This window comes from Phenylobacterium sp. VNQ135 (genome assembly GCF_049445735.1).
In the GTDB taxonomy this organism is placed as follows: Bacteria; Pseudomonadota; Alphaproteobacteria; order Caulobacterales; family Caulobacteraceae; genus Phenylobacterium.
This window is the reverse complement of the sequence record NZ_JBMSDS010000007.1, coordinates 59,694-80,779: the sequence shown is the minus strand read 5'-3', so window position 1 is coordinate 80,779 and position 21,086 is coordinate 59,694. Positions and strand designations below refer to the sequence as shown.

Genomic DNA, 21,086 nt, shown 5'->3' with positions numbered 1-21,086 from the left:
CAGCCCCCCGACGAGGATCAGATCCTGCTTGTTCCACCCGCCGCAGGGCCCATACTTACACCGCGCTCGGCCTGAGACGTCACACCGCCAGGCCAGCCCAATTTCCACCACTCAGGTGGACGTGACCCACCCCAAACGTGGCGTCAGCAAACGCCCTGCACTAACATTGAAACTGGATCACCCCTCGGGGGCAGGCCAATCCGGCAACCCTAAATTGCCACCCCCGAAATCACCAGACCGCGCCTTCAACGCCGCCGCCAACCGGAACGGTCCTGACCGAACCACACCACAAAGAGGGGACGAGATGGCCGCATAGCGGACACAAGTTTGGTCACAACGCTATTTCTGATGAGTTGTAACTAACTGATTGTCTGATGTAATTTTTTAGTCCGGTCGGAACCTAAATCCAGTGCGTCTACCAATTCCGCCACATCCGCATGTGGTGGTGCTGGCAATCGCGGGCGGGAGGGCGCTCGTCAAGGCTCTTGGAGCCGCGCGTCGCCCATGACATAAGGGCGCGCCGCGCCGCCGGGCGATTTCGGCGGCGCTCCCTATTCCACCTGAAGGCGGACCTAGAGGCGTGCGTTCCGCGCGCCGTCCGGAAGTTGAGAATGTCGATGCAAATCGTTGAGAAGTCTGGCGAAGGCCTGAGCCGCGTGTATGGCGTGACGGTTCCGCAGAAGGACCTGAGCGATCGCCTGGAGGCGCGGATCGCCGAGATCGCCCCGACCCTCAACGTGAAGGGCTTCCGCCCTGGGAAGGTGCCGGCCGCGCACGTGAAGCGCCTGTACGGCAAGCAGCTCATGAGCGAGGTGCTGGAGCAGACCCTGTCCGAGACCACCCAGAAGGTGCTGGAGGACAACAAGCTGCGCCCGGCGGGCGAGCCCGAGCTGAAGCCGGAAGGCGACATCCAGGGCGTGCTGGACGGCAAGTCGGACCTGGCCTTCGAAGTGGCCGTCGACCTGATGCCGGAGTTCGAGCCGGTGGACCCGGCCACCCTGTCGCTGACGCGCCCGGTCTACGAGCCGACCGAACAGGAAGTGGACGAGGCCGTCGCCGAGCTGGCCAGCCAGAACAAGAACTACGAGACCAAGACCGGCAAGACCGTGAAGGCCGCCGAGGGCGACATGGTCGTGATCGACTTCATCGGCCGCATCGACGGCGAGGCGTTCGAGGGCGGCACGGCCCAGGACGTGGAGCTGGTGCTGGGCTCGGGCCAGTTCATCCCGGGCTTCGAGGACCAGCTGAAGGGCGCCAAGCCGGACAGCGACGTCGAGGTGAAGGTGACCTTCCCGGCCGACTACCAAGCCGCCAACCTGGCCGGCAAGGAAGCGGTCTTCGAGACCAAGGTGAAGGAGGTCAAGTCCGCGACCGAGACCGTCGCCGACGACGCCTTCGCCGAGAAGCTTGGCATCGAGAACCTCGACAAGCTCAAGGAGCTGCTGAAGACCAACCTCGAGCAGCAGTACCAGGGCGCGAGCCGTTTCAAGCTGAAGCGCGCGCTGCTGGACGAATTGGACACCAAGCACGACTTCCCGCTGCCGCCGAAGATGGTGGAAGCCGAGTTCGCCTCGATCTGGAGCCAGGTCCAGCAGGACAAGGCCGCCGGCAACCTGCCGGAGGACGACGCTTCGAAGAGCGAGGAGCAGCTCGAGAAGGAATACCGCAAGATCGCCGAGCGCCGCGTGCGCCTGGGCCTGGTGCTGGCCGAGATCGGCCGCGCCAACAACGTCCAGGTGACCGATCAGGAGCTGGCCGAGGCCATGCGCCGGGAAGCTATGCGTTATGGCCCGCAAGCCCAGCAAATCTTCGACCTGTTCCGCCAGAACCCGAACGCCCAGGCGCAGCTCCGCGCGCCGATCTTCGAGGACAAGGTGGTCGACCTGATCATCGAGAAGGCCAAGGTGCAGGACCAGAAGGTCGACAAGGACGAACTCCTGAAGGAGGACGATCTGCCGGAGGGCTACGAGGGCTAAGCGCCTTCGATCCCGAGGAGAGTTCGAAGCGGCGTCGCCTGAAGAGGCGGCGCCGTTTTCGCATCTAGTCGAGGCTCCGGGCGTCCCGGGGGCTCATCCCCGTCCAGCGCTTGAAGGCGCGGGAGAAGGCGGCAGGGTCGGAGAAGCCGACGAGGTAGGCCGTCTCGTTGACCGAGACCCTGCGGCCCTTGAGGTAGCGCAGAGCCAGCTTCTCGCGCAGCTGGTCCAGGACCTGCTCGAAGGTGACGCCCTCGGCCTTGAGCTTGCGGTAGAGGGTCTGGCGGCTGAGCGCCATCCGTGCGGCGACCGCATCGACCGAGGCCTCGCCGGTGTGGAGCATCTCGGCCAGGTGCTTCTCGACCACGCCCCGGACGGTGGCCGACGACGCTAGACTGGCCAGCAGGCTCTCGGCGTGATCGCTGAGGACGTCGAAGGCGTAGCGCGGCAGGTGCTGGACCGGCGCCTGCGGCCATGATGGATCGATCAGGAAGGCGTTGCGATCGGCGCCGAAGGTCGCCGGGCAGCCGAAGACCTCTTCATAGACGTCGCCGTAGCCGGGGTCGGGGTGGGTGAGGTGGACGGCCTTCACCGGCAGCGCATGGCCGTGGCGGCGTGGCGAGCAGACGATGTGGGCGAAGGCGGACTCGGTGAGCTCCGGAAAGTCGTCGGCATGCAGGCGGGCATCGACGATCCACAGGCCGCGGGCGTCCATGGCCATGCGGAAACGGTCTCCGCCGCCCTCGTTCTCGGTCTCGACGATCAGCGGGACGTAGCGGTTGAGCTGGACGAAGGCCTCCAGGGCATTGGCCGAGGCCTGGCCGATAAGGCCGACGATAGAGATGTCGGAGACGTCGACGTCCTGGCCGTAGCGCAGCGCGAGCGCCGGATCTCCGGTGAGCGCCTTGGCCGCCCGCATCAGGTCGACATAGGCCCGGAAGGGGAGGCGGGCGTCTTCGTCGGCCAGGATGTCAGGGTCAAGGCCGGCGTCGGCGGCCAGCGCCGCCCGGTCGGCGCCTCTGCGGACGGCGAAGTCCAGCAGGCCGCGGACAAACCCCGCTCCGACCGTCAACTCGGCCATCGTCACCCCACGCCAAAACGCCTCGATAGATAGAGGCGCGGCGGCGTCGGTTTGGATGCAGGCTCAGAGCGCGCGGATGCGGCGGAGCAGTTCCGGGTTCTCGAGCTGGGACCGGCGGGTGTTGATCTCGCGGTGCCGGTCGAAGGCCCCCGGCTCGGCCAGCGCCACGACGGCGGGCGGAACCTCCGGTGCGGCCAGCGCGGACTCGGGAATGCGGTCGGTGGGCAGATCCATCGGCAGTCTCCCTCAAGGCCCGCGTGCGGGTCTCTCTCCCGCCGTTAAGCTATCATTTACCCCTGGCCGCCGCCACGGCCACGCTCGCCAGAAAACCTCACGATCGCGTCAGGGCCGCTCAAGCCTGGCCGAACGCCATTCGCAGAACGGGGTTGGCGAGCGGCCCGGATGGGGCGTAGCCTTCGCTCCAGGAACGCCGCGCCGGAGCCGCGGAGCCATTCCTGCGCGAGCAGGTTCGACTTCGCCGCCTCGGGAGTAGAGCGTCGCGGGAAGGAAACCTGTTTTGCAGCGCACGCGTACCGAGGGGCCCGACTACTTCCACAAGGTCGTCGATTGCCAGTGGGCCTGTCCGGCCCACACGCCCGTACCCGAATACATCCGGCTGATCGCCGACGGCCGCTATGCCGACGCCTACATGATCAACTGGCGCTCCAACGTCTTCCCGGGCGTGCTCGGGCGGACCTGCGACCGGCCGTGCGAGCCCGCCTGCCGGCGGGGCCGGGTGGAGGAGGAGCCGGTGGCGATCTGCCGGCTGAAGCGGGTCGCTGCCGACAACAAGGGCGACGTGCTGGCCCGGATGCCGGAGCCCGCCGCCGCGCGGAACGGGCGGAGGATCGCGCTGGTGGGCGCAGGACCGGCCTCGCTGACGGTGGCGCGGGACCTCGCGCCGCTGGGCTACGAGCTGGTGCTGTACGACCAGGACGCCAAGGCCGGCGGCTTCATCCGCAGCCAGATCCCGCGCTTCCGCCTGCCGGAAGAGGTGATCGACGAGGAGGTGGGCTTCATCACCCGCCTCGCGCCCATGGAGCTGCGGCTGGGGCAGAGGGTCGACAGCCTGAAGGCCCTGCTGGACGAAGGGTATGACGCGGTCTTCGTCGGCTCGGGCGCGCCGCGCGCCCGGGACCTCGACCTGCCGGGCCGTCAGGAGGGCGCGGCCAACATCCACCTGGGCATCGACTGGCTGGCCTCGGTGTCGTTCGGGCACATCGAGACGATCGGCAGGCGCGTGATCGTGCTGGGCGGCGGCAACACCGCCATGGACTGCTGCCGCACGGCGCGCCGTCTGGGCGGGCAGGACGTGAAGGTGATCGTCCGCTCCGGCTTCGAGGAGATGAAGGCGTCCCCCTGGGAGAAGGAGGACGCGATGCACGAGGACATCCCGATCCTCAACTACCGCGTCCCCAAGGCCTTCACGCACGAGGCGGGCCGCCTGACCGGGGTGACCTTCGAGGTGGTCGAGGCGGTCTATGACCAGAAGGGTCGGCGCAAGCTGGTCCCCGCCGGCGCGCCGGACGAGCACTATCCGTGCGACGACGTGCTGATCGCCGTGGGGCAGGAGAACGCCTTCCCCTGGATCGAGCGCGACATCGGCCTCGACTGGGACGACTGGGGTATGCCCAAGGTCGATCCGCTGACCATGCAGTCGACCAACCCGAAGGTGTTCTTCGGCGGCGACGCGGCCTTCGGGCCCAAGAACATCATCTGGGCGGTGGCGCACGGTCACGAGGCGGCGGTGTCGATCCACCGCTTCTGCGAGGGCCTGGACGTCGCCGAGCGGCCGCCGCCGGGCGCCAGCCTGGTCAGCCAGAAGATGGGCATCCACGAGTGGAGCTACGAAAACGACGTCTCGAACGACCGTCGCTACCGCGTACCCATGCGCGAGAAGGCCGAGGCGCTGCAGGACGTCCGGCTGGAGGTGGAACTGGGCTTCGACCGCGAACTGGCCCTGCGGGAGGCCGAGCGCTGCCTGAACTGCGACGTGCAGACGGTCTTCACCGACAAGCTGTGCATCGAGTGCGACGCCTGCGTCGACATCTGCCCGATGGACTGCATCACCTTCACCGAGGAAGTGGAGGAGCCTGAGCTGCGGACCCGGCTGAAGGCGCCGGCGCTGAACCTCGACCAGGACCTTTACGCCTCGGGCGCGCTGGCGACCGGCCGGATCATGGTCAAGGACGAGGACGTCTGCCTGCACTGCGGCCTCTGCGCCGAGCGGTGCCCGACGGGGGCGTGGGACATGCAGAAGTTCTACCTGGAGACCACGCAGGCGGAGGCGGCATGCCGGAGTCGGTGAAGGGGCAGGGTGCGAAGGCCCGCGTGAACGACTTCGTCGTCAAGTTCGCCAATGTGAACGGCTCGGGTTCGGCCAGCGCCAACGGCCTGTTCGCCCGCAGCATCCTGCGGATGGGCGTGCCGGTGGCGGCGCGGAACATCTTCCCGTCGAACATCCAGGGGCTGCCCACCTGGTACGAGGTGCGGATCACCGAGGCGGGGCACCTGGGGCGACGAGGCGGCGTCGACGTGATGGTCGCCATGAATCCGCAGACCTGGGACCGGGACCTGGGCGAGATCGAGAGCGGCGGGTTCCTGTTCTATGACTCCACCCGGCCGATCCCCGCCTCCAAGTTCCGGGACGACATCACCGTCATCGGCGTGCCGCTGACGGCCATGTGCAACCAGGCCTACGAGCTGCCCCGCGAACGGCAGCTGTTCAAGAACATCATCTATGTCGGGGCCTTGGCCGGACTTCTTGGCATAGAGCCGGAGGCGATCGAGGGACTGCTGGCCGAAGATTTCGCCGGCCGGGACAAGCTGATCCGCGCGAACGTCGAGGCCCTCCACATGGGCATCGACTATGTGAAGCAGAACCTGAGGCCCCTGCCGTTGCAGGTCCGCCGCGCCGACGCCGTGGGCGACCGGATCTACGTCGAGGGCAACCAGGCCGCGGCGCTGGGCGCGGTCTATGGCGGGGCCACGGTCTGCGCCTGGTATCCGATCACACCGTCCACCTCGCTGGCCGAGGCGTTCACCGCCTACTGCCAGGACCTGCGCGTCGACCCGGAGACGGGCAAGGCACGCTACGCCATCATCCAGGGCGAGGACGAGATCGCCTCCATCGGCATGGTGGTGGGCGCGGGCTGGAACGGCTGCCGGGCGTTCACGGCGACCTCGGGGCCCGGCGTCTCGCTGATGACCGAGTTCATCGGCCTCAGCTACTTCGCGGAGATCCCGGCGGTGATCTTCGACGTGCAGCGGGGCGGGCCCTCGACCGGAATGCCGACGCGGACGCAGCAGGCCGACATCCTTGCGGCGGCCTACGCGGGGCACGGCGACACCAAGCATCCGCTACTGCTTCCGGCCGACCCCGGCGAATGCTTCGAGATGGGGGCCCAGGCCTTCGATCTCGCCGACCGGCTGCAGACGACCGTCTTCGTCATGCTCGACCTCGACATCGGCATGAACGAGTGGCTGACCAAGCCCTTCGCCTGGGACGACACGCGCAGGCTGGACCGCGGCAAGGTGATGACGGCCGAGATGCTGGAGGCCGGCGCCGACTTCGGCCGCTACAAGGAGGTGGACGGCGACGGCATCCCGTTCCGCACCTATCCCGGCACGCACCCGACCAAGGGCGGCTACTTCACCCGGGGCACCTCGCGGAACCCCTATGCGCGCTACTCCGAGGAGGGCGCGGTCTATGTCGACAACATGCAGCGGCTGCTCCGGAAGTTCGAGACCGCCAAGGCCCTTGTTCCACAGCCGATCCTGAAGCCGGCGAAGGGCAAGACCCAGGATGGGGTGATCTATTTCGGCTCGACCAGCGTCGCCATGGACGAGGCGCTGGAGATGCTGGAGGCGCAGGGCCGGCGGCTGGATGCGCTGCGGGTCCGCGGCTTCCCGTTCGCTCACGCCGTAGACGAGTTCATCGCCGCGCACGAGCGGGTGTTCGTCGTGGAGCAGAACCGCGACGGCCAGCTCCGCACCCTGCTGATGAACGAGATCGGGGTGGACCCGGCCAAGCTCGTGCCGGTGCTGCACTACGACGGAACGCCGATCACCGCGCGGTTCATCGCCGGCGAGATCGGCCAACTGCTTTCCCTGGGCCAGATCGAGGCGGCCGAATGACCTACATCCTCAAGCCGCAACTGCATCACCCCAAGCTGCCGACCAACAGTCTGGGCTACACGCGCCGGGACTACGAGGGCTCGGTCTCGACGCTGTGCGCCGGCTGCGGCCACGACAGCATCTCGGCCTCGATCATCCAGGCCTGTTTCGAGCTGGAGCTGCCGCCGCACCGGGTGGCCAAGCTGTCGGGCATCGGCTGCTCGTCGAAGACGCCGGACTACTTCCTCGGCAACAGCCACGGGTTCAACACGGTCCACGGCCGGATGCCCTCAGTGCTGACCGGCGCGAACCTGGCGAACCGCGACCTGATCTACCTGGGCGTCTCGGGCGACGGGGACTCGGCCTCCATCGGCCTGGGTCAGTTCGCGCACGCCATCCGGCGCGGCGTGAACATGCTCTACATCGTCGAGAACAACGGCGTGTACGGCCTGACCAAGGGGCAGTTCTCGGCGACGTCGGACAAGGGCTCGAAGTCCAAGCGGGGCGTGGTGAACCACGACGCCGGCATCGACATGGTGAGCTTGGCCCTGCAGATGGGCGCGACGTTCGTGGCGCGGTCGTTCTCGGGCGACAAGGCCCAGCTCGTGCCGCTGATCAAGGCCGGGCTGGCGCACAAGGGCGCGGCGTTCATCGACTGCATCAGCCCGTGCGTGCAGTTCAACAACCACCCGGGCTCCACCAAGAGCTTCGACTATGTGCGCGAGCATAACGAGGCGGTGAACCGGCTGGACGTGATCTCGCCTCGCGACCCGATCCATGTGGACTACAAGCCCGGCGAGTCGGTCCGCGTGCAGCAGCACGACGGCTCGATCCTGTCGCTGCACAAGCTGGCGGAGCTCTACAACCCGAACAACCGCGCCCAGGCGCTCGGCTACCTGCAGGCCAGGCAGGCGCGCGGACAGATCGTGACGGGGCTGCTGTTCGTCGATCCGAACGCCGGGGACCTGCACGATGCGGTGGGAACGGTGGAAACGCCGCTCAACCAGCTCGGCGAGGCCGAGCTCGTGCCGGGGCAGAGGGCGCTGGACGCGATCAACGCTTCCCTGCGGTAGCCGGCCGGCCCCACCAGAGCGCCGCAAGGCCCACGACCACGGCGCAGGCCATGGCGAGCCAGGCCAGGGCGGGCTCGCCCGGCCGTTCGGCGACCCAGACGGCGACGAGGCCCCAGGTCACGGCCGCGCCGTAGGGCAGGACGGCGGTGCGACGCAGGACCCAGAGCGCCACCGCAGCGGTCGCGATCACCCCGGCCATGCCGTAGAGCAGGGCCGAGCCTGAGCCGATCAGGCCCTCGGCGGTCATGACGGTGAGGATGTTCACGGCCGAGGCGATGGTCAGCCAGCCGCCGAGCAGGCCCAGCGGCCACCAGACGAGCAGCCAGTCCATGAAGGTGCTCTTGCCGCGGCTGGCGCGCATGAGGCCGAAGACCATGGCCGCAGCGGCCGCCACGATGATGGCGACGGTCAGCCAGCGTTCGTTGAGCGCCGAGGCGAAGATCCAGGCGCCGGTGAGCGCGATGGCGAGCGCCGACGGCCATGCCAGGGCCCTGATCGCCGGGTTTCCCGTGTTGCGGGGCAGCGCCTGCCACAGGGCGTAGGCGATCAGGCCAAGGTAGATCAGGCTCCAGATCGAAAAGGCGTAGCCGGCGGCGCGCAGGGTGCTGTCGCCCTGGTCGGCGAACTGCGAGGCGGAGAGTCCGATATCGAGGACGGCCTGGGCGGCGGGCGCGGCGATGGCGAAGGCCACGGCGGCGATCACCGCAAGCTTGCGCGGCGCGTCCTTCATTTCGCGGGCTCGTCCTTGGCCGGTTTCGCGGCGCTCGTCTCCGGAATGTAGAGGCCGGTGGCGAACTTGGTGATCCAGCCTTCAGGGCGAATGCGCGGGCCGTACTCGGCGCAAGGGTCGGGATCGGGGATCGGGCGCGACTTGGCGTCCTTGGAGCTGAGCGCCTTGGCGGCGTCGTCGGCGAAGGGTTCGACGAACTGCAGCGCATCGCCCACGCGGCTGAGCGAGGGGTTGTCCGTGCCGATCGGCGTGGCGTTGCGGGTCCAGGTCATGGCGGCGAGCTGCCGGCCGTCCAGGCTGAGCATCTCGGCCTCCGCGGCGACCCCGCCGGTGGAGCCGGGCACACGGACGCCGATGGGCCCCGGGATGAAGAAGCTGCCGGCGGCGGAGACCAGGGAGCCTGCGGCGTTGGTCGGCTTCACCGCGGTGACGGCTGCGCGGACGCTGGCGTCGGGTGTCTCCTTCACCAGCTCGTAGCGCTCGGACATCTCGAAGCAGAGCTGGGCGTCCACCTCCCGGAGCAGCAGCTTCTGCTCGCCTTCGGTGAGCCAGCCGAGCCGGGCCTTGGCGTCGGGCAGCAGGATGGTCGGCGCGAGGATCACACGGCGCACCGCAGCGAGCGCCGCCTCGTCGCGCCGTTCCTGGATGGACGCGCGCACCGTGCCCTCGCGAGGCGTCAGGCCCTCATAGCTGGTGAGGAAGCCGGCGGGCCTGTGCGGCGTGGCGCAGGCGGCCAGCGCGACGATGAGCGGAAGGGCTACGAACGGTTTCATGCAAGGCCCTACGTTGATCCAGGGTTGAAGGATGCACCTTCAACGCACGAAAGCGGATTTCGTAGTGTGAAGCTACCGCCGGGCCGATCTTCCTCCCGCTTCGCGCCGGAGAGGGGAACCGCCCGCCGAAGCCCCCTAGGCCTTGGCCAGTTCGCCGACCACGAAAGCGTCCTCGCCGTCGCGGACGAGGCCTTCCAGAACGTCGGGCAGGTCGTGGGGATCGACGATGAGCACAAGGCCGACGCCGCAGTTGAAGGTGCGGCGCATCTCGTGTTCCGAGACGCCGCCAGCGGCCTGCAGCCACTCGAACACGGGCGGCAGGGTCCAGGCGCTCCAGTCGAACTTCGCCTCGAGGCCTTCGGCGATCGCACGCGGCGGGTTCTCGATGAGGCCGCCGCCGGTGATGTGGGCAAGGCCCTTGATCCGGCCAGCCTTCAGGTGGGGCAGGACGGTCTTGATGTAGATGCGGGTGGGCTCCAGCAGAGCCGCGGCGAGGGTCTTGCCGGCGGCGAAGGGCGCTGGCGCATCCCAGGCCAGGCCCGAGCGCTCGACGATGCGACGGATAAGCGAATAGCCGTTGGAGTGCGGGCCGGAGGAGGCGAGGCCGATGAGGATGTCGCCTTCCTTCTGGTCGCCCATGCGCGGCAGGACCTTGTCGCGATCGACAGCGCCGACGCAGAAGCCGGCCATGTCGTAGTCGCCCTCGGCGTACATGCCGGGCATCTCGGCGGTCTCGCCGCCCACCAGGGCGCAGCCGGCCTGGCGGCAGCCTTCGGCGATGCCGGCGACGACGGCGGCGGCGGCCTCAACGTCGAGCTTTCCGGTGGCGTAGTAGTCCAGGAACATCAGGGGCTCGGCGCCCTGGGCCAGCAGGTCGTTGACGCACATGCCCACGAGGTCGACGCCGACCGTGTCGTGGATGCCCGTCTCGATGGCCACCTTGAGCTTGGTGCCGACGCCATCGGTCGTGGTGACCAGCAGCGGATCGTCGTAGCCGGCGGCCTTCAGGTCGAAAAGCGCGCCGAAGCCGCCAAGCGAAGCCTCGGCCCCCGCGCGGCGCGTCGACTTGGCGAGCGGCTTGATCCGCTCGACGAGCGCGTTGCCTGCGTCTATGTCGACCCCGGCTTGAGCGTAGGTGAGACCGTTCGGACGCTCGGACATTGAAGGAAGCCTATAGTGGTTTGGAGACGCGTGCGCATCGCGGACTTGCAGACTCGGGCGCGCGCGGGGCTATAGCTAATCGATGACGCCGATCACAACCACCGCGGAACTCGAGGCGTTCTGCGCGAAGATCAAAGGCCAGCCCTTCGTCGCCGTGGACACCGAGTTCATGCGGGAGACGACGTACTGGCCGAAGCTCTGCCTCATCCAGGCGGCCTGTCCCAACGCGGAGGCCACGATCGACCCGCTGGCGGAGGGCCTGGACCTCGCCTGCTTCCTGGAAATCCTCAAGGACACCAGCATCCTGAAGGTGTTCCACGCCGCCCGGCAGGACGTGGAAATCTTCAACAACCTGGGCGCCATGCCCCGGCCGCTGTTCGACACCCAGGTGGCGGGCATGGCGGCGGGCTTCGGCGAGCAGATCGCCTATGACGCGCTCGTCCGGCAGATGCTGAAGATCGAGCTCGACAAGTCGAGCCGGTTCACGGACTGGGCCCGTCGGCCGCTGTCGGACAACCAGCTCACCTATGCGCTCGCCGACGTGACCCACCTGGCCAGGCTCTACCCCATGCTGCGCGAGCGACTGGAGCGGGAAGGGCGCCTCGCCTGGGTTACCGACGAGATGGAGGACCTGACCGACCCGGCGAACTACGACGTCGAGCCGGACAACGCCTGGAAGCGCCTGCGGCCCCGGCGGCACACGGCCAAGTATCTGGCGGTCTATCGCGCGGTGGCGGCCTGGCGCGAGCGCACGGCGCAACTCCGCGACCAGCCGCGCGGGCGGATCCTGAAGGACGAGGCGATCGACGAGATCGCCACCCAGGCGCCGACGGACGCCGATGCACTGGATCGGCTGCGCTCGGTGCCGAAGGGCTTCTCCGGCTCGCGGTTCGGGCCGGACCTGATCGCCGCCGTCCGGGAGGCGCTGAGGGATCCGGAAGCCTATGCGCCGGTGATCGAGAAGGCGCGCCAGCCGGCCTCGCCCGCGGCCGGGGCGGTCGTGGAGCTGCTGAAGGTGCTGCTGAAGGCGCGGGCGGAGGAGGCGGGCGTCGCCTCCAAGCTGATCGCCACCGTCGCCGATCTGGAGCAGATCGCCAACAACGACAACGCCGAAACCGCCGCCCTGAAGGGCTGGCGGCGCGAAGCGTTCGGCGAGGACGCCCTGAAGCTGAAGCGCGGCGAACTCGCCCTGGTGCTGGACGGCGCGCGGGTACGTGTGGTCGAGGTGCGCCGGGCGCCCAAGTCCGCCTCGGCCTAGCCGTCGCGGCCCAGCGACTGAGCGCCAGGCGGGCGCCGAACGCCATCAGAAGCCCGCCGAACAGCCAGCGCTGGATGCGGCGGGCCAGCGCGTTCGTGCGCAGGAAGCGGCCAAGGCCGTCGCCGCCGAACGACAGCAGGGTGTCGTAGATGGCCGAGATCCCGACGGTGAGGGCCCCCAGAAGGGCAAGCTGACGCCACATGGGCCAGCCGTCCGGATTGACGAACTGCGGCAGCAGGATCGAACAGAAGATCAGCGCCTTGGGGTTCAGCAGGTTGGTGAGCACGCCGCGGCGCAGGAAGGCCAGGTGCGACCCGGGCCGGCGGGCAGCGTCGGGACCATGGTTCAGCGGGTCGTCCGGACTGCGCAGGATCTGCAGGCCCAGCCAGACAATGTAGGCGGCGCCCACCAGCCGCAGGACCATGAACGCCGTCGGCGAGGCGCGGACGAGGGCGGCGAGGCCCAGAGCCGCCAGCGTCAGGTGGACCGCCCGGGCGATGGCCAGCCCACCGGCGGCGGCGAGGCCGCGAGTTGCGCCATGACGGCCGGCCGTGTCGAGCACCAGCAGCATGTCCGGGCCCGGCAGCAGCAGGACCAGGATCAGGGTCGTCAGGAAGAGCCAGAGGTCGGTGGGCATGCAGCGATCCGTCGAGCGCCTGAAACTAGCGCTGCCGTGGGATATAGGCGCTTGCGATGCGACGAACAGGCGGATATCGGCTGGCCGGCCTCCCACGGGACGCGGCGTCCGACGCCGGCGTAAGAGACTGCGGATAACTGCAAAGATCCTGAAGATTCGGGCCTTTTACGAGCTTTCCGCAGGCTTTCCACAGCCTGTCCCCCGATCGGCTCCCAGGCTGCCCACAGCTCCGCTTAACCGAGCCGTTGCCGCCGAGCGGAAGCTGGGTGATCGTGACCTTGCCGAGAGGGACTGCGGCGCGGCGGACCGGGTGACCGGGGCGCGAGCGGGCAGGAGGCTCCTCCGGACGGGAAGAGGCGGGAAAGCCCCTTGGGGCGGCCCCAAATCTCGACGGCCGGAACGGGCATCCGAGGCGGTTGAAGTCGAGCCGGGCGACCGGCGGAGCGGAGATCGCCTCAGGCCTCGAAGGCTCAGGTCCCCCAACGGATCTGGTTCAGAGGGCGGTGTTCCGGGCGACCGGGGCGCCGCCCTCTTGCTATGGGCCTCAGCCCATCTCCAGCTTCAGCTTCAGCGCCTGGGCAAGGACCTGGGCGCGCTTGGCGGTCTGCTCGCCCAGCAGCATGTCTTCCCAGCCGGAAACCGTGCTCAGGATCAGCTTGCCGTCGCGCAAAGCGAGGCTGGAGCTCTCCAGCAGGCGCGGGTTGCGGCCGGACAGGTCGCAGCCCAGGCGGATGGCCGAGCCGAGGGCGCGGGCGCGCTGGCGCCGCTCGGGCGACAGCAGGCGGGCCATCATCGCCGTCTCCGGCGTCTGGGGCGCCGAGGAATGTCGCGCGAAGGCGGTGGAGGCCAGGAAGGCGCGCTCGCAGTGGTTCATGCCCGCGATCGGCGCGCGCAGCACCTGCTCGAAGGCGAGATCGGCGCGATGGTCGGGGTGCAGGCGCGCCCCGAGGTCGGCCAGGCGGCTGGCGGCCGATAGCAGCACCTTGTCGCGGGCGCCGCCGAACACCGGCGGCAGCGTCTCGAAGGCGCCCCCGATCCAGGCTTCCACCGCGGGACCGAGGTCAGGGGATACGCCGCGGCGGGCGGTGAGCGCCTCGCAGCCTTCGATCAGCGGGTCGCGGACGCGCACCTTGGGCGGCATGGCCTCGAGCAGCATGCCTTCGCGGACCCCGTAGGCCGATATGACGATCCGCTCGATGCCCAGGCGCTCGATGAGCTGGTCCAGCACCAGGGCGGAATAGGGCAGGGTGTCGAAGCGCTTCTTGGAGAGCCCCTGGATGCGCTCCAGCGAGGGGCGCGACTGGCGCTCGACGAAGCGGGTGACGTCCAGGGCGTCGGCGCGGCTCATCTCGTACTGGTGGGCCACGTGCAGCGGATAGTCTGCGAGCTGCATGTGCAGCAGGGCGAGGTTGCGCCAGGCGCCGCCGACGGCGTGGAACTCGCGGCTGGCGAAGCGGCCGGCGTGCGGCGCGAGGTGGGCGTCGACGGCGCGGCGGACGCGGTCGACATCCAGCGGCTTGGGCGCGCCCAGGGCGAACGGGCCGAGCGGGAGGGTCGCGCCCTCCACCGGACCCGTGCCGTTGAGACGGATCAGCTCCAGGCTGGACCCGCCGAGGTCGCCCACCACGCCCTTGGCCTGCGGATCGCCGGCGATGACGCCCAGGGCGGCGTAATGGGCCTCCTCCTCGCCGGAGAGGATGCGGACCTCGAGCCCCGTCTCGTCCTTGACGCGCTTGAGGAAGGCGCGGCCGTCGGCGGCCTCGCGGACGGCGGCCGTGGCGGCGGTCGTGACCTCGGCGGCGTCCCAGCCGTCGAGCACGGCGCGGAAGCGGCGCAGCGCCGCGACGGCGGCCTCGACGCCCTCGGGGCTCAGGCGACCGGTGGCGGGCAGGTCCTTGCCCAGGCCGGCGACGACCTTCTCGTTGTAGACGGTCCACAGCGCGCGGCCGTCGACGCGATAGATGACGAGGCGCACGGAGTTGGAGCCGACGTCGATGACGGCGGCCTGCCGGCCCTCGGGGCGCGGCTCGACGCGTTCGGAACGGGGTTTATCCGCGCGGGGCCACATGGTCGATCGCGCGCGGCATGTCCTTCACTCGCTGGCCTCGGCCCGAGAGGCTGGGATTGGTCATGAAATACTCGTGCGCGGAAAAGGCGTTGGGGTGGTCCCAGGACGGCTCCCGCCTATAGCGGCCCTCGGCGTCCAAGGTCCAGCTCTGGGCTTCGTCCTTCAGGTTGGCCAGCATGATCTGCTGGAGAACCTGCTGATGCACCGTCGGGTTCTCGATCGGGGTCAGGCATTCGACGCGGCGTTCGAGATTGCGCGGCATCCAGTCGGCCGAGGAGATGAACACCCGCGACTGGGCCGACGGCATGGCGTGGCCGTTGGCGAAGGCGACGATGCGCGCGTGTTCGAGGAAGCGGCCGACGATGGACTTCACCCGGATGTTCTCCGACAGCCCCGGCACCCCCGGGCGCAGGCAGCAGATGCCGCGGACCACCAGGTCGATGGCGACGCCCGCCTGGCTGGCGGCGTAGAGCGCGTCGATCACTTCGGCGTCGACCAGGGCGTTCAGCTTGGCCCAGATGGCGGCCGGCAGCCCGGCGCGGGCGTTCTCCGCTTCCTGGCCGATGAAGCGCAGGAGGTCGCGCTTCATGGTGATGGGCGAGAAGGACAGCTTCTCCAGGCTCTCGGGCTGGGCGTAGCCGGTGACGAAGTTAAACAGGCGCGCGGAGTCGCGGCCGAGGGCGCCGTCGGTCGTGAAGAGGCTGAGGTCGGTGTAGATCCGGGCCGTGATCGGGTGGTAGTTGCCGGTCCCGAAGTGGCAGTAGGTGCGAAGCGCCTCGCCCTCGCGGCGGACGACCGTCGAGAGCTTGGCGTGGGTCTTGTACTCGATGAAGCCGAAGACGACGTGGACGCCGGCGCGCTCCAGGTCGCGGGCCCACTTGAGATTGGCCTCCTCGTCGAAGCGGGCCTTGATCTCGACAACGGCGGTGACGTTCTTGCCGTTGTCCGCGGCCTCGATCAGGGCGGCCACGATGGGGCTGTCCTTGGAGGTGCGGTAGAGCGTCTGCTTGATGGCCAGCACGTTGGGATCGCGGGCCGCCTGGCGCAGGAACTGGACCACCACGTCGAAGCTCTCGAAGGGGTGGTGGACCAGGATGTCCTTCTCCCGGATGGCGGCGAAGCAGTCGCCCCCGTGGTCCCGGATCCGCTCGGGGAAGCGCGGTTCGAAGGGCTTGAACTTGAGCTCGGGACGGTCCGACGGGATGAGCTGGGACAGCTCGTCCAGGCCCAGCAGCCCGTCGATCAGGATGATATCCTCGGGGTTGGCGTCGAGGTTCTCGCAGATGAAGGCGCGGAGCTCCTCGGGCATCGCCGCTTCGATCTCCACCCGGACGACCGAGCCCATGCGCCGCTGCTTGAGCAGGGCCTCGTACTCGCGCACCAGGTCTTCGGCCTCTTCCTCGATCTCGACGTCGCTGTCGCGGATCAGGCGGAAGACGCCCTGGTTCTCGACCTCGCAGCCTGGGAACAGGTGGTCGAGGAAGAGGGCGACGATGGCTTCGAGCGAGAGGTAGCGGCGCTCGCGCTTGCGGCCGCCCTTGGCGTGCGGCAGCTCCCAGAAGCGGGCGACCTGGGCGGGCAGGGGCACCAGCGCATGCAGGCGGCGGCCGTCGGAGAGCCGGCGCAGGTTCAGCACCAGCGAAAACGCCAGGTTCGGGATGAACGGGAACGGGTGCGCCGGGTCGATGGCCAGGGGCGTGAGAACCGGGAACAGCTCGGAGAGGAAACGGTTCTCCAGCGCCGCACGCTCGGCCTCGGTCAGTTCGGACCCCGAGACCACGCGCAGGCCCTCGGCGGCGAGTTCGGCGGTCAGCTCGCGCCAGCGGACCTGCTGGTCGCCCATCAGGTCGGCGGCCTCGGCGTTGACGCGGGCGAGCTGCTCCGAGGGCGTCAGGCCGTCCTGGCTGAGGACGCGCACGCGCTCGCGCACCTGCGCCTTCAGGCCCGCCACGCGAACCATGTAGAATTCGTCGAGATTGTTGGCGCTGATCGCCAGGAACCGCAGCCGCTCCAGCAGGGGGTGGCGGGGGTTCATGCTCTCGGCCAGGACCCGTCGGTTGAAGGCCAGCCAGGAGAGCTCTCGGTTGAAGAACCGCGCCTGAGAGGTCGCGAGTTCCTCGTCCCAGGCATGTTGGGCGCGCACCCCGTCGTTCGCGGATTGCGAGGCGAAAGGCGCGACTTGGGTCATCCGGACCGCTCCAGGGCTCAGAACAGGGTTAAAACCGCATCCGAGCCGAAGTTATCACTCGAAAAGATCAAGATTTTGACTATCGCCCTCCAGAATTTGGCGGGCAAGCACGCGGGTGACTGGCCTGAAGCCTTCGTCACCGGCCTCATCCAGCCTGCGGACGATCTCCTGAGCGTCGGGGATCGACCGGCCCATGCGGCGAAGGAGGTAGGGATAGACCTCCTCGGGCGGGCGAATATTCCGATCACGGAAGAATTTGCGGAGTACGCCCTCGAGCACGGCGTCGTCCGGCGGCTCGATCTCCGCGACCGGGAGAGCGTTCAGCCGGGAACGCAGATCCGGAAGGGCCGCGGGCCAGAGCGCCGGCGCCCTGCGGGCGGTGAGCAGCAGGCCGCCGCCGTCACGGGCGGCGAGGTTGATCAGGTGGAACAAGGCTTCGTCGGCGACGCCCTGGTCGACCTCCTCGAGCAGAACCGGACGGCCTTGCGCCAGCGCGAGGTCGGGAGCCGAGCGGTCGAGGACGGCGGCGCCGACGCCCGCGGCCCAGGACTGCGCCAAGTGGCTCTTGCCCGAGCCTTCGGGACCGACCAGGGCCAGCGCCCCTCCGGGCCACGCCGGCCAGGCGTCGAGACGCGCCGCCGCATGGGCGTTGGAGGCGCCGACGACGAATTCGTCCCGCGAATGGGCGGAGGAGCGCCCGAGGCTCAGCCGAAGCTGCCGCGCCATGGGCCGGATCCAGGATACGAGGTCACGGGAGCAATCTAGGCGCGGCCGCGGGCGGAAGCCACCGCGACGGCGGCGTCATGCCCGCGTTTCACAGGTCTCAGAGGCCGGGCAGCTCGTCCTTCGGGCGCAGGTCGCGCGCCGACATGATGGCCCAGCCCTCGGCCTTGAGCAGCTCGATGGGCGAGAAGCGCACCTTGTAGTCCATCTTCTCGGAGCCGCGGACCCAATAGCCCAGATAGACATACGGAAGGTTCGTCAGGCAGGCCTGGACGATGTGATCGAGGATGACGAAGGAGCCCAGGCTGCGGCGCTTCAAGTCCGGATCGTAGAAGCTGTAGACCAGCGACAGGCCGTCGCTCATCAGGTCGACGAGGGCGCACGCGATCAGCTCCCCCGGACCGCCGTCGGCCGACCTGGTGCGATATTCGATGAGATGGGTGCGGACGGCGGTGTCCTCGACCATGGCGACGTAGTCGGGCCAGGTCATCTCGGCCATGCCGCCGTCGGCGTGGCGGGCCAGGAGGTAGCGGCGGAGCAGGTCGAACTGCTCCATCGTGGCCTCGGCCTCGACGAGATGGCGCTCGATGTCCTCGTTGCGGGCCAGCACCTTCCGTTCGGAGCGGGAGAAGACGTAGTCGCGGGCCGGGATCCGCGCCGAGACGCAGGCCGAACAGGCCTCGCAAGCCGGTCGATAGGCGATATTCTGGGAGCGGCGGAAGCCGACCTGGGTCAGGCTGTCGTTGACGGTCGCGCCGTCGGAAAGCGGCAGATGCGCGAAGACTTTCCGCTCGAAACGCTCCGGCAGGTACGGACACGGCGAGGGCGCCGTCAGGAAGAACCTGAGCTGTCGGGTCGGAAAATGCTGCGTCACGAGCTTGCGACAGCCCCTAAACCAAAGCGCGCCTTCACGAATTAGGCGTCATGCGGGGCCGATGCGCAAGGCGCTTCGCTACAACCCCGGGTCCGGAGGAAGGACCGGCGCCTCTCGCAACAACACGATCGCAATGCGACGGTTGCCGGGCAGCGTCGGATCGTCGGGATAGAGCGGCTCCGACGTAGCCTTGCCCGAGACCTGATAGATGCGATCGGCCACTACGCCGGAACCCTGAAGGATGCGCCGCGACGCATCCGCGCGGGCGGCCGACAGGGACCAGTCGCCCTCCGACTTGGAGCCGCCGGTATTGGCGCTGGTGTGGCCATAGACGCTGACCCGGTTGGGGAGCTGATTGACCACCTTGGCGACGGCGCGCAGCAGCAGCTTGGCCCGGTCGTTGGGCTGGGAAGAGCCCTGGTTGAACATCGAGCGCCCTTCCTGATCGACGAGCTGGATGCGCAGGCCCTCGGGGGTCTGATCGATCAGGATGTTCTTCGAAAGCTCGGCCAGTTCCGGCATGTCCTGCAGCGCCTGGCGGAGCGATTGGGCGGCCGAGGCGAATGCGGCTTCCTCACGCTTCTGCAGGGCGTCCCGCAGGGCCTGGGTGGACGCAGCCTCCAAGGACTCCGCTTTCGCGGCGTCGCGGTTCTTGCCGTCGTTGGGATTGCGGCTTTCCGGGGCCAACTCCTCGATGACCGCCGAGGCGCCCGAGTTCTTCGAACCGTCCGAGCCGAGCGCGGTGCCGCCGAGGATGCCGCCGGCGCCGGAGGTGGTCTCGGACACGCTGGCGGGCGCGAAGTAGTCGGCGATGCCGCGCTTCTGTTCCGGCGAGGTGGTGTTGATCAGCCACATCAGGAGGAAGAAGGCCATCATGGCGGTCACGAAGTCGGCGTAGGCGACCTTCCAGGCGCCGCCGTGATGGCCGCCGCCACCGCCCTTCTTGATCTTCTTGATGACGATCGGCTGGTCGCCCACCGACATTGGTCACCCCTGAGTCCGCCTGCTAGACGGGGGCGAAGGTGAGGGCTGCTCGTTAAGATGCAGCTAAGGTTACGGAGTGCGTGGGTATGAAGGTGGCGTTCGCCGGCCTCGGCGTGATGGGGTTCCCGATGGCGGGACACCTGGCCAGGGCCGGCCATGAGATTGGGGTCTACAACCGCAGTCCCGAGAAGGCCCGCCGCTGGGTCGACGCCCACGCGGGTCCGCACGGAGGCAAGGCCGGCGCGACGGTGGCGGAGGCCGCCGCCGGGGCCGAGATTCTGTTCCTGTGCGTCGGCAACGACGACGACGTGCGGCAGGTCGTGGGCGAGGCGCTGGACGCGCTGGCGCCGGGCGCGGTGATCGTCGACCACACGACGACCTCGGCCGTGGTGGCCCGGGAGATGGCCGAGCTGGCGGCGAAGAGCGGCCGGGCCTTCGTGGACGCGCCGGTGTCGGGCGGCCAGGCCGGCGCCGAGAACGGCCAGCTGACCATCATGTGCGGCGGCGATGCGGCGGCGTTCGCCAAGGCCGAGCCGGTCATGGCGGCCTACGCCAAGGCGATCCGGCGGATGGGCGAGGCGGGCGCCGGCCAGCTCACCAAGATGGTCAACCAGATCTGCATCGCGGGCGTCGTCCAAGGCCTGGCCGAAGGCCTGCACTTCGCAAAGCGGGCAGGGCTGGCCCCGCAGGGCGTGCTGGAGGCGATCTCCAAGGGCGCGGCCCAATCCTGGCAGATGGACAACCGCTGGCCGACGATGGCGCAGGGCAAGTTCGACTTCGGCTTCGCCGTCGATTGGATGCGCAAGGACCTAGGGCTGCTGCTGGACGAGGCGACGCGCAACGGGGCCACGCTGGAGATGACGGCGATGGTCGACCGCTTCTACGCCGAGGTGCAGGCGATGGGCGGCAATCGCTGGGACACCTCCAGCCTGGTGACGCGCCTGGAGCGCCCGGAATGACCCTGAAGACCGAGCGGCTGACGCTGTCCCCGCCCGAGGCGGCCGACGCGGCCTTCGTGCTCGAACTGCTCAACGATCCGGGCTGGATCGCCAACATCGGCGACCGCGGCGTCCGCACCCAGGACGACGCCCGGGTCTATATCGCCGACCGGTTCTCGAAGAGCCCCTGGTTCGTGGTCCGCGACCCGACAGGCGAGGCCGTCGGCATGTGCGGCATCGTCGTGGGCCGCGAGGGGCTGGACAGTCCCGACATCGGCTACGCGTTCCTCGCGCGCCATTCAGGCCACGGCTACGCCACCGAGGCGGCGCGGGTGGTTCTGGCCTATGCCCAGGAGACCATGGGGCTTGCGAAGGTGGCGGCCATCACCACGCCGACCAACACCGCCTCGCAGCGGGTGCTGGAGAAGATCGGCTTGCGTTTCGTCCAGATGATCAACCTGCCGGGATACGAGGAGCCGAGCGCGTACTTCTCGACCTGAGAAATCATG

General features: G+C 68.9%; 17 protein-coding genes and 1 pseudogene. 7 read left to right on the top strand and 11 right to left on the bottom strand.

Annotated features, from left to right (window positions below; translation table 11 throughout):
- The first annotated feature begins 617 nt into the window (after positions 1 to 617).
- Entirely contained in the window at positions 618 to 1,976 is a 1,359-nt protein-coding gene (gene tig / locus ACO2Q0_RS21355; protein ID WP_423353541.1) for a trigger factor, read from the top strand.
- A gap of 64 nt (positions 1,977 to 2,040) precedes the next feature.
- Here the strand turns inward: tig and ACO2Q0_RS21350 are convergent, their stop codons facing one another.
- Positions 2,041 to 3,054, bottom strand: coding sequence for an AraC family transcriptional regulator (locus ACO2Q0_RS21350; RefSeq protein WP_423353540.1), 1,014 nt, complete (start codon positions 3,052 to 3,054; stop codon positions 2,041 to 2,043).
- Between the two features lie 63 nt (positions 3,055 to 3,117).
- Positions 3,118 to 3,288 (bottom strand): hypothetical protein, encoded by a 171-nt coding sequence (locus ACO2Q0_RS21345; RefSeq protein ID WP_423353539.1) that lies wholly within the window; start codon positions 3,286 to 3,288, stop codon positions 3,118 to 3,120.
- Between the two features lie 283 nt (positions 3,289 to 3,571).
- Between ACO2Q0_RS21345 and ACO2Q0_RS21340 the strand changes: the two genes are divergently transcribed.
- Genes ACO2Q0_RS21340 through ACO2Q0_RS21330 form a run of 3 tightly spaced genes read left to right on the top strand, consistent with a single transcriptional unit; the run spans position 3,572 to position 8,243 of the window.
- Positions 3,572 to 5,362, top strand: coding sequence for an FAD-dependent oxidoreductase (locus tag ACO2Q0_RS21340; RefSeq protein ID WP_423353538.1), 1,791 nt, complete (start codon positions 3,572 to 3,574; stop codon positions 5,360 to 5,362).
- Entirely contained in the window at positions 5,347 to 7,191 is a 1,845-nt protein-coding gene (locus ACO2Q0_RS21335) for a 2-oxoacid:acceptor oxidoreductase subunit alpha (protein WP_423353537.1), read from the top strand. Before ACO2Q0_RS21340 ends, ACO2Q0_RS21335 begins: the two co-directional genes overlap by 16 nt.
- Positions 7,188 to 8,243, top strand: coding sequence for a 2-oxoacid:ferredoxin oxidoreductase subunit beta (locus tag ACO2Q0_RS21330; protein ID WP_423353536.1), 1,056 nt, complete (start codon positions 7,188 to 7,190; stop codon positions 8,241 to 8,243). The genes ACO2Q0_RS21335 and ACO2Q0_RS21330 overlap by 4 nt, the downstream gene beginning before the upstream one ends.
- On the opposite strand, the gene ACO2Q0_RS21325 is transcribed toward ACO2Q0_RS21330, so the two are convergent.
- The 3 genes from ACO2Q0_RS21325 to purM form a co-directional block, all read right to left on the bottom strand.
- Positions 8,224 to 8,973, bottom strand: a complete 750-nt coding sequence (locus tag ACO2Q0_RS21325) for a hypothetical protein (RefSeq protein ID WP_423353535.1) — start codon at positions 8,971 to 8,973, stop codon at positions 8,224 to 8,226. The two genes, ACO2Q0_RS21330 and ACO2Q0_RS21325, sit on opposite strands and share 20 nt — an antisense overlap.
- Positions 8,970 to 9,746 (bottom strand): DUF3313 domain-containing protein, encoded by a 777-nt coding sequence (locus tag ACO2Q0_RS21320; protein WP_423353534.1) that lies wholly within the window; start codon positions 9,744 to 9,746, stop codon positions 8,970 to 8,972. The genes ACO2Q0_RS21325 and ACO2Q0_RS21320 overlap by 4 nt, the downstream gene beginning before the upstream one ends.
- A 135-nt stretch (positions 9,747 to 9,881) precedes the next feature.
- The gene (gene purM, locus ACO2Q0_RS21315; protein ID WP_423353533.1) at positions 9,882 to 10,907 is read right to left on the bottom strand and encodes a phosphoribosylformylglycinamidine cyclo-ligase; all 1,026 of its coding nucleotides are present in this window, start codon (positions 10,905 to 10,907) and stop codon (positions 9,882 to 9,884) included.
- An 82-nt stretch (positions 10,908 to 10,989) separates the two neighbouring features.
- Between purM and rnd the strand changes: the two genes are divergently transcribed.
- A complete protein-coding gene (rnd, locus tag ACO2Q0_RS21310) occupies positions 10,990 to 12,165 on the top strand; it encodes a ribonuclease D (protein WP_423353532.1) in 1,176 nt (391 codons plus the stop codon).
- A 28-nt stretch (positions 12,166 to 12,193) separates the two neighbouring features.
- Here rnd and ACO2Q0_RS21305 read toward each other — a convergent pair.
- The 6 genes and pseudogenes from ACO2Q0_RS21305 to ACO2Q0_RS21280 all read right to left on the bottom strand — a co-directional run.
- A pseudogene (locus ACO2Q0_RS21305) lies at positions 12,194 to 12,802 on the bottom strand (LysE family translocator); the annotation flags it as partial.
- Between the two features lie 544 nt (positions 12,803 to 13,346).
- A complete protein-coding gene (locus ACO2Q0_RS21300; protein WP_423353531.1) occupies positions 13,347 to 14,870 on the bottom strand; it encodes a Ppx/GppA family phosphatase in 1,524 nt (507 codons plus the stop codon).
- Positions 14,851 to 17,058: an RNA degradosome polyphosphate kinase gene (locus ACO2Q0_RS21295; protein ID WP_423353530.1), complete on the bottom strand. Its 2,208-nt coding sequence runs from the start codon at positions 17,056 to 17,058 to the stop codon at positions 14,851 to 14,853. The genes ACO2Q0_RS21300 and ACO2Q0_RS21295 overlap by 20 nt, the downstream gene beginning before the upstream one ends.
- A 54-nt stretch (positions 17,059 to 17,112) precedes the next feature.
- Positions 17,113 to 17,784, bottom strand: coding sequence for a chromosomal replication initiator DnaA (locus tag ACO2Q0_RS21290; RefSeq protein WP_423353529.1), 672 nt, complete (start codon positions 17,782 to 17,784; stop codon positions 17,113 to 17,115).
- A 97-nt stretch (positions 17,785 to 17,881) separates the two neighbouring features.
- Positions 17,882 to 18,655: an arginyltransferase gene (locus tag ACO2Q0_RS21285; RefSeq protein WP_423353528.1), complete on the bottom strand. Its 774-nt coding sequence runs from the start codon at positions 18,653 to 18,655 to the stop codon at positions 17,882 to 17,884.
- A 78-nt stretch (positions 18,656 to 18,733) separates the two neighbouring features.
- The gene (locus ACO2Q0_RS21280) at positions 18,734 to 19,639 is read right to left on the bottom strand and encodes a flagellar motor protein MotB (RefSeq protein WP_423353527.1); all 906 of its coding nucleotides are present in this window, start codon (positions 19,637 to 19,639) and stop codon (positions 18,734 to 18,736) included.
- Between the two features lie 86 nt (positions 19,640 to 19,725).
- On the opposite strand from ACO2Q0_RS21280, the gene ACO2Q0_RS21275 reads away from it, so the two are divergent.
- Together ACO2Q0_RS21275 and ACO2Q0_RS21270 are read left to right on the top strand one after the other, a co-directional pair.
- Positions 19,726 to 20,598: an NAD(P)-dependent oxidoreductase gene (locus ACO2Q0_RS21275; protein WP_423353526.1), complete on the top strand. Its 873-nt coding sequence runs from the start codon at positions 19,726 to 19,728 to the stop codon at positions 20,596 to 20,598.
- Positions 20,595 to 21,077: a GNAT family N-acetyltransferase gene (locus tag ACO2Q0_RS21270; protein ID WP_423353525.1), complete on the top strand. Its 483-nt coding sequence runs from the start codon at positions 20,595 to 20,597 to the stop codon at positions 21,075 to 21,077. Before ACO2Q0_RS21275 ends, ACO2Q0_RS21270 begins: the two co-directional genes overlap by 4 nt.
- Positions 21,078 to 21,086 lie beyond the last annotated feature (9 nt).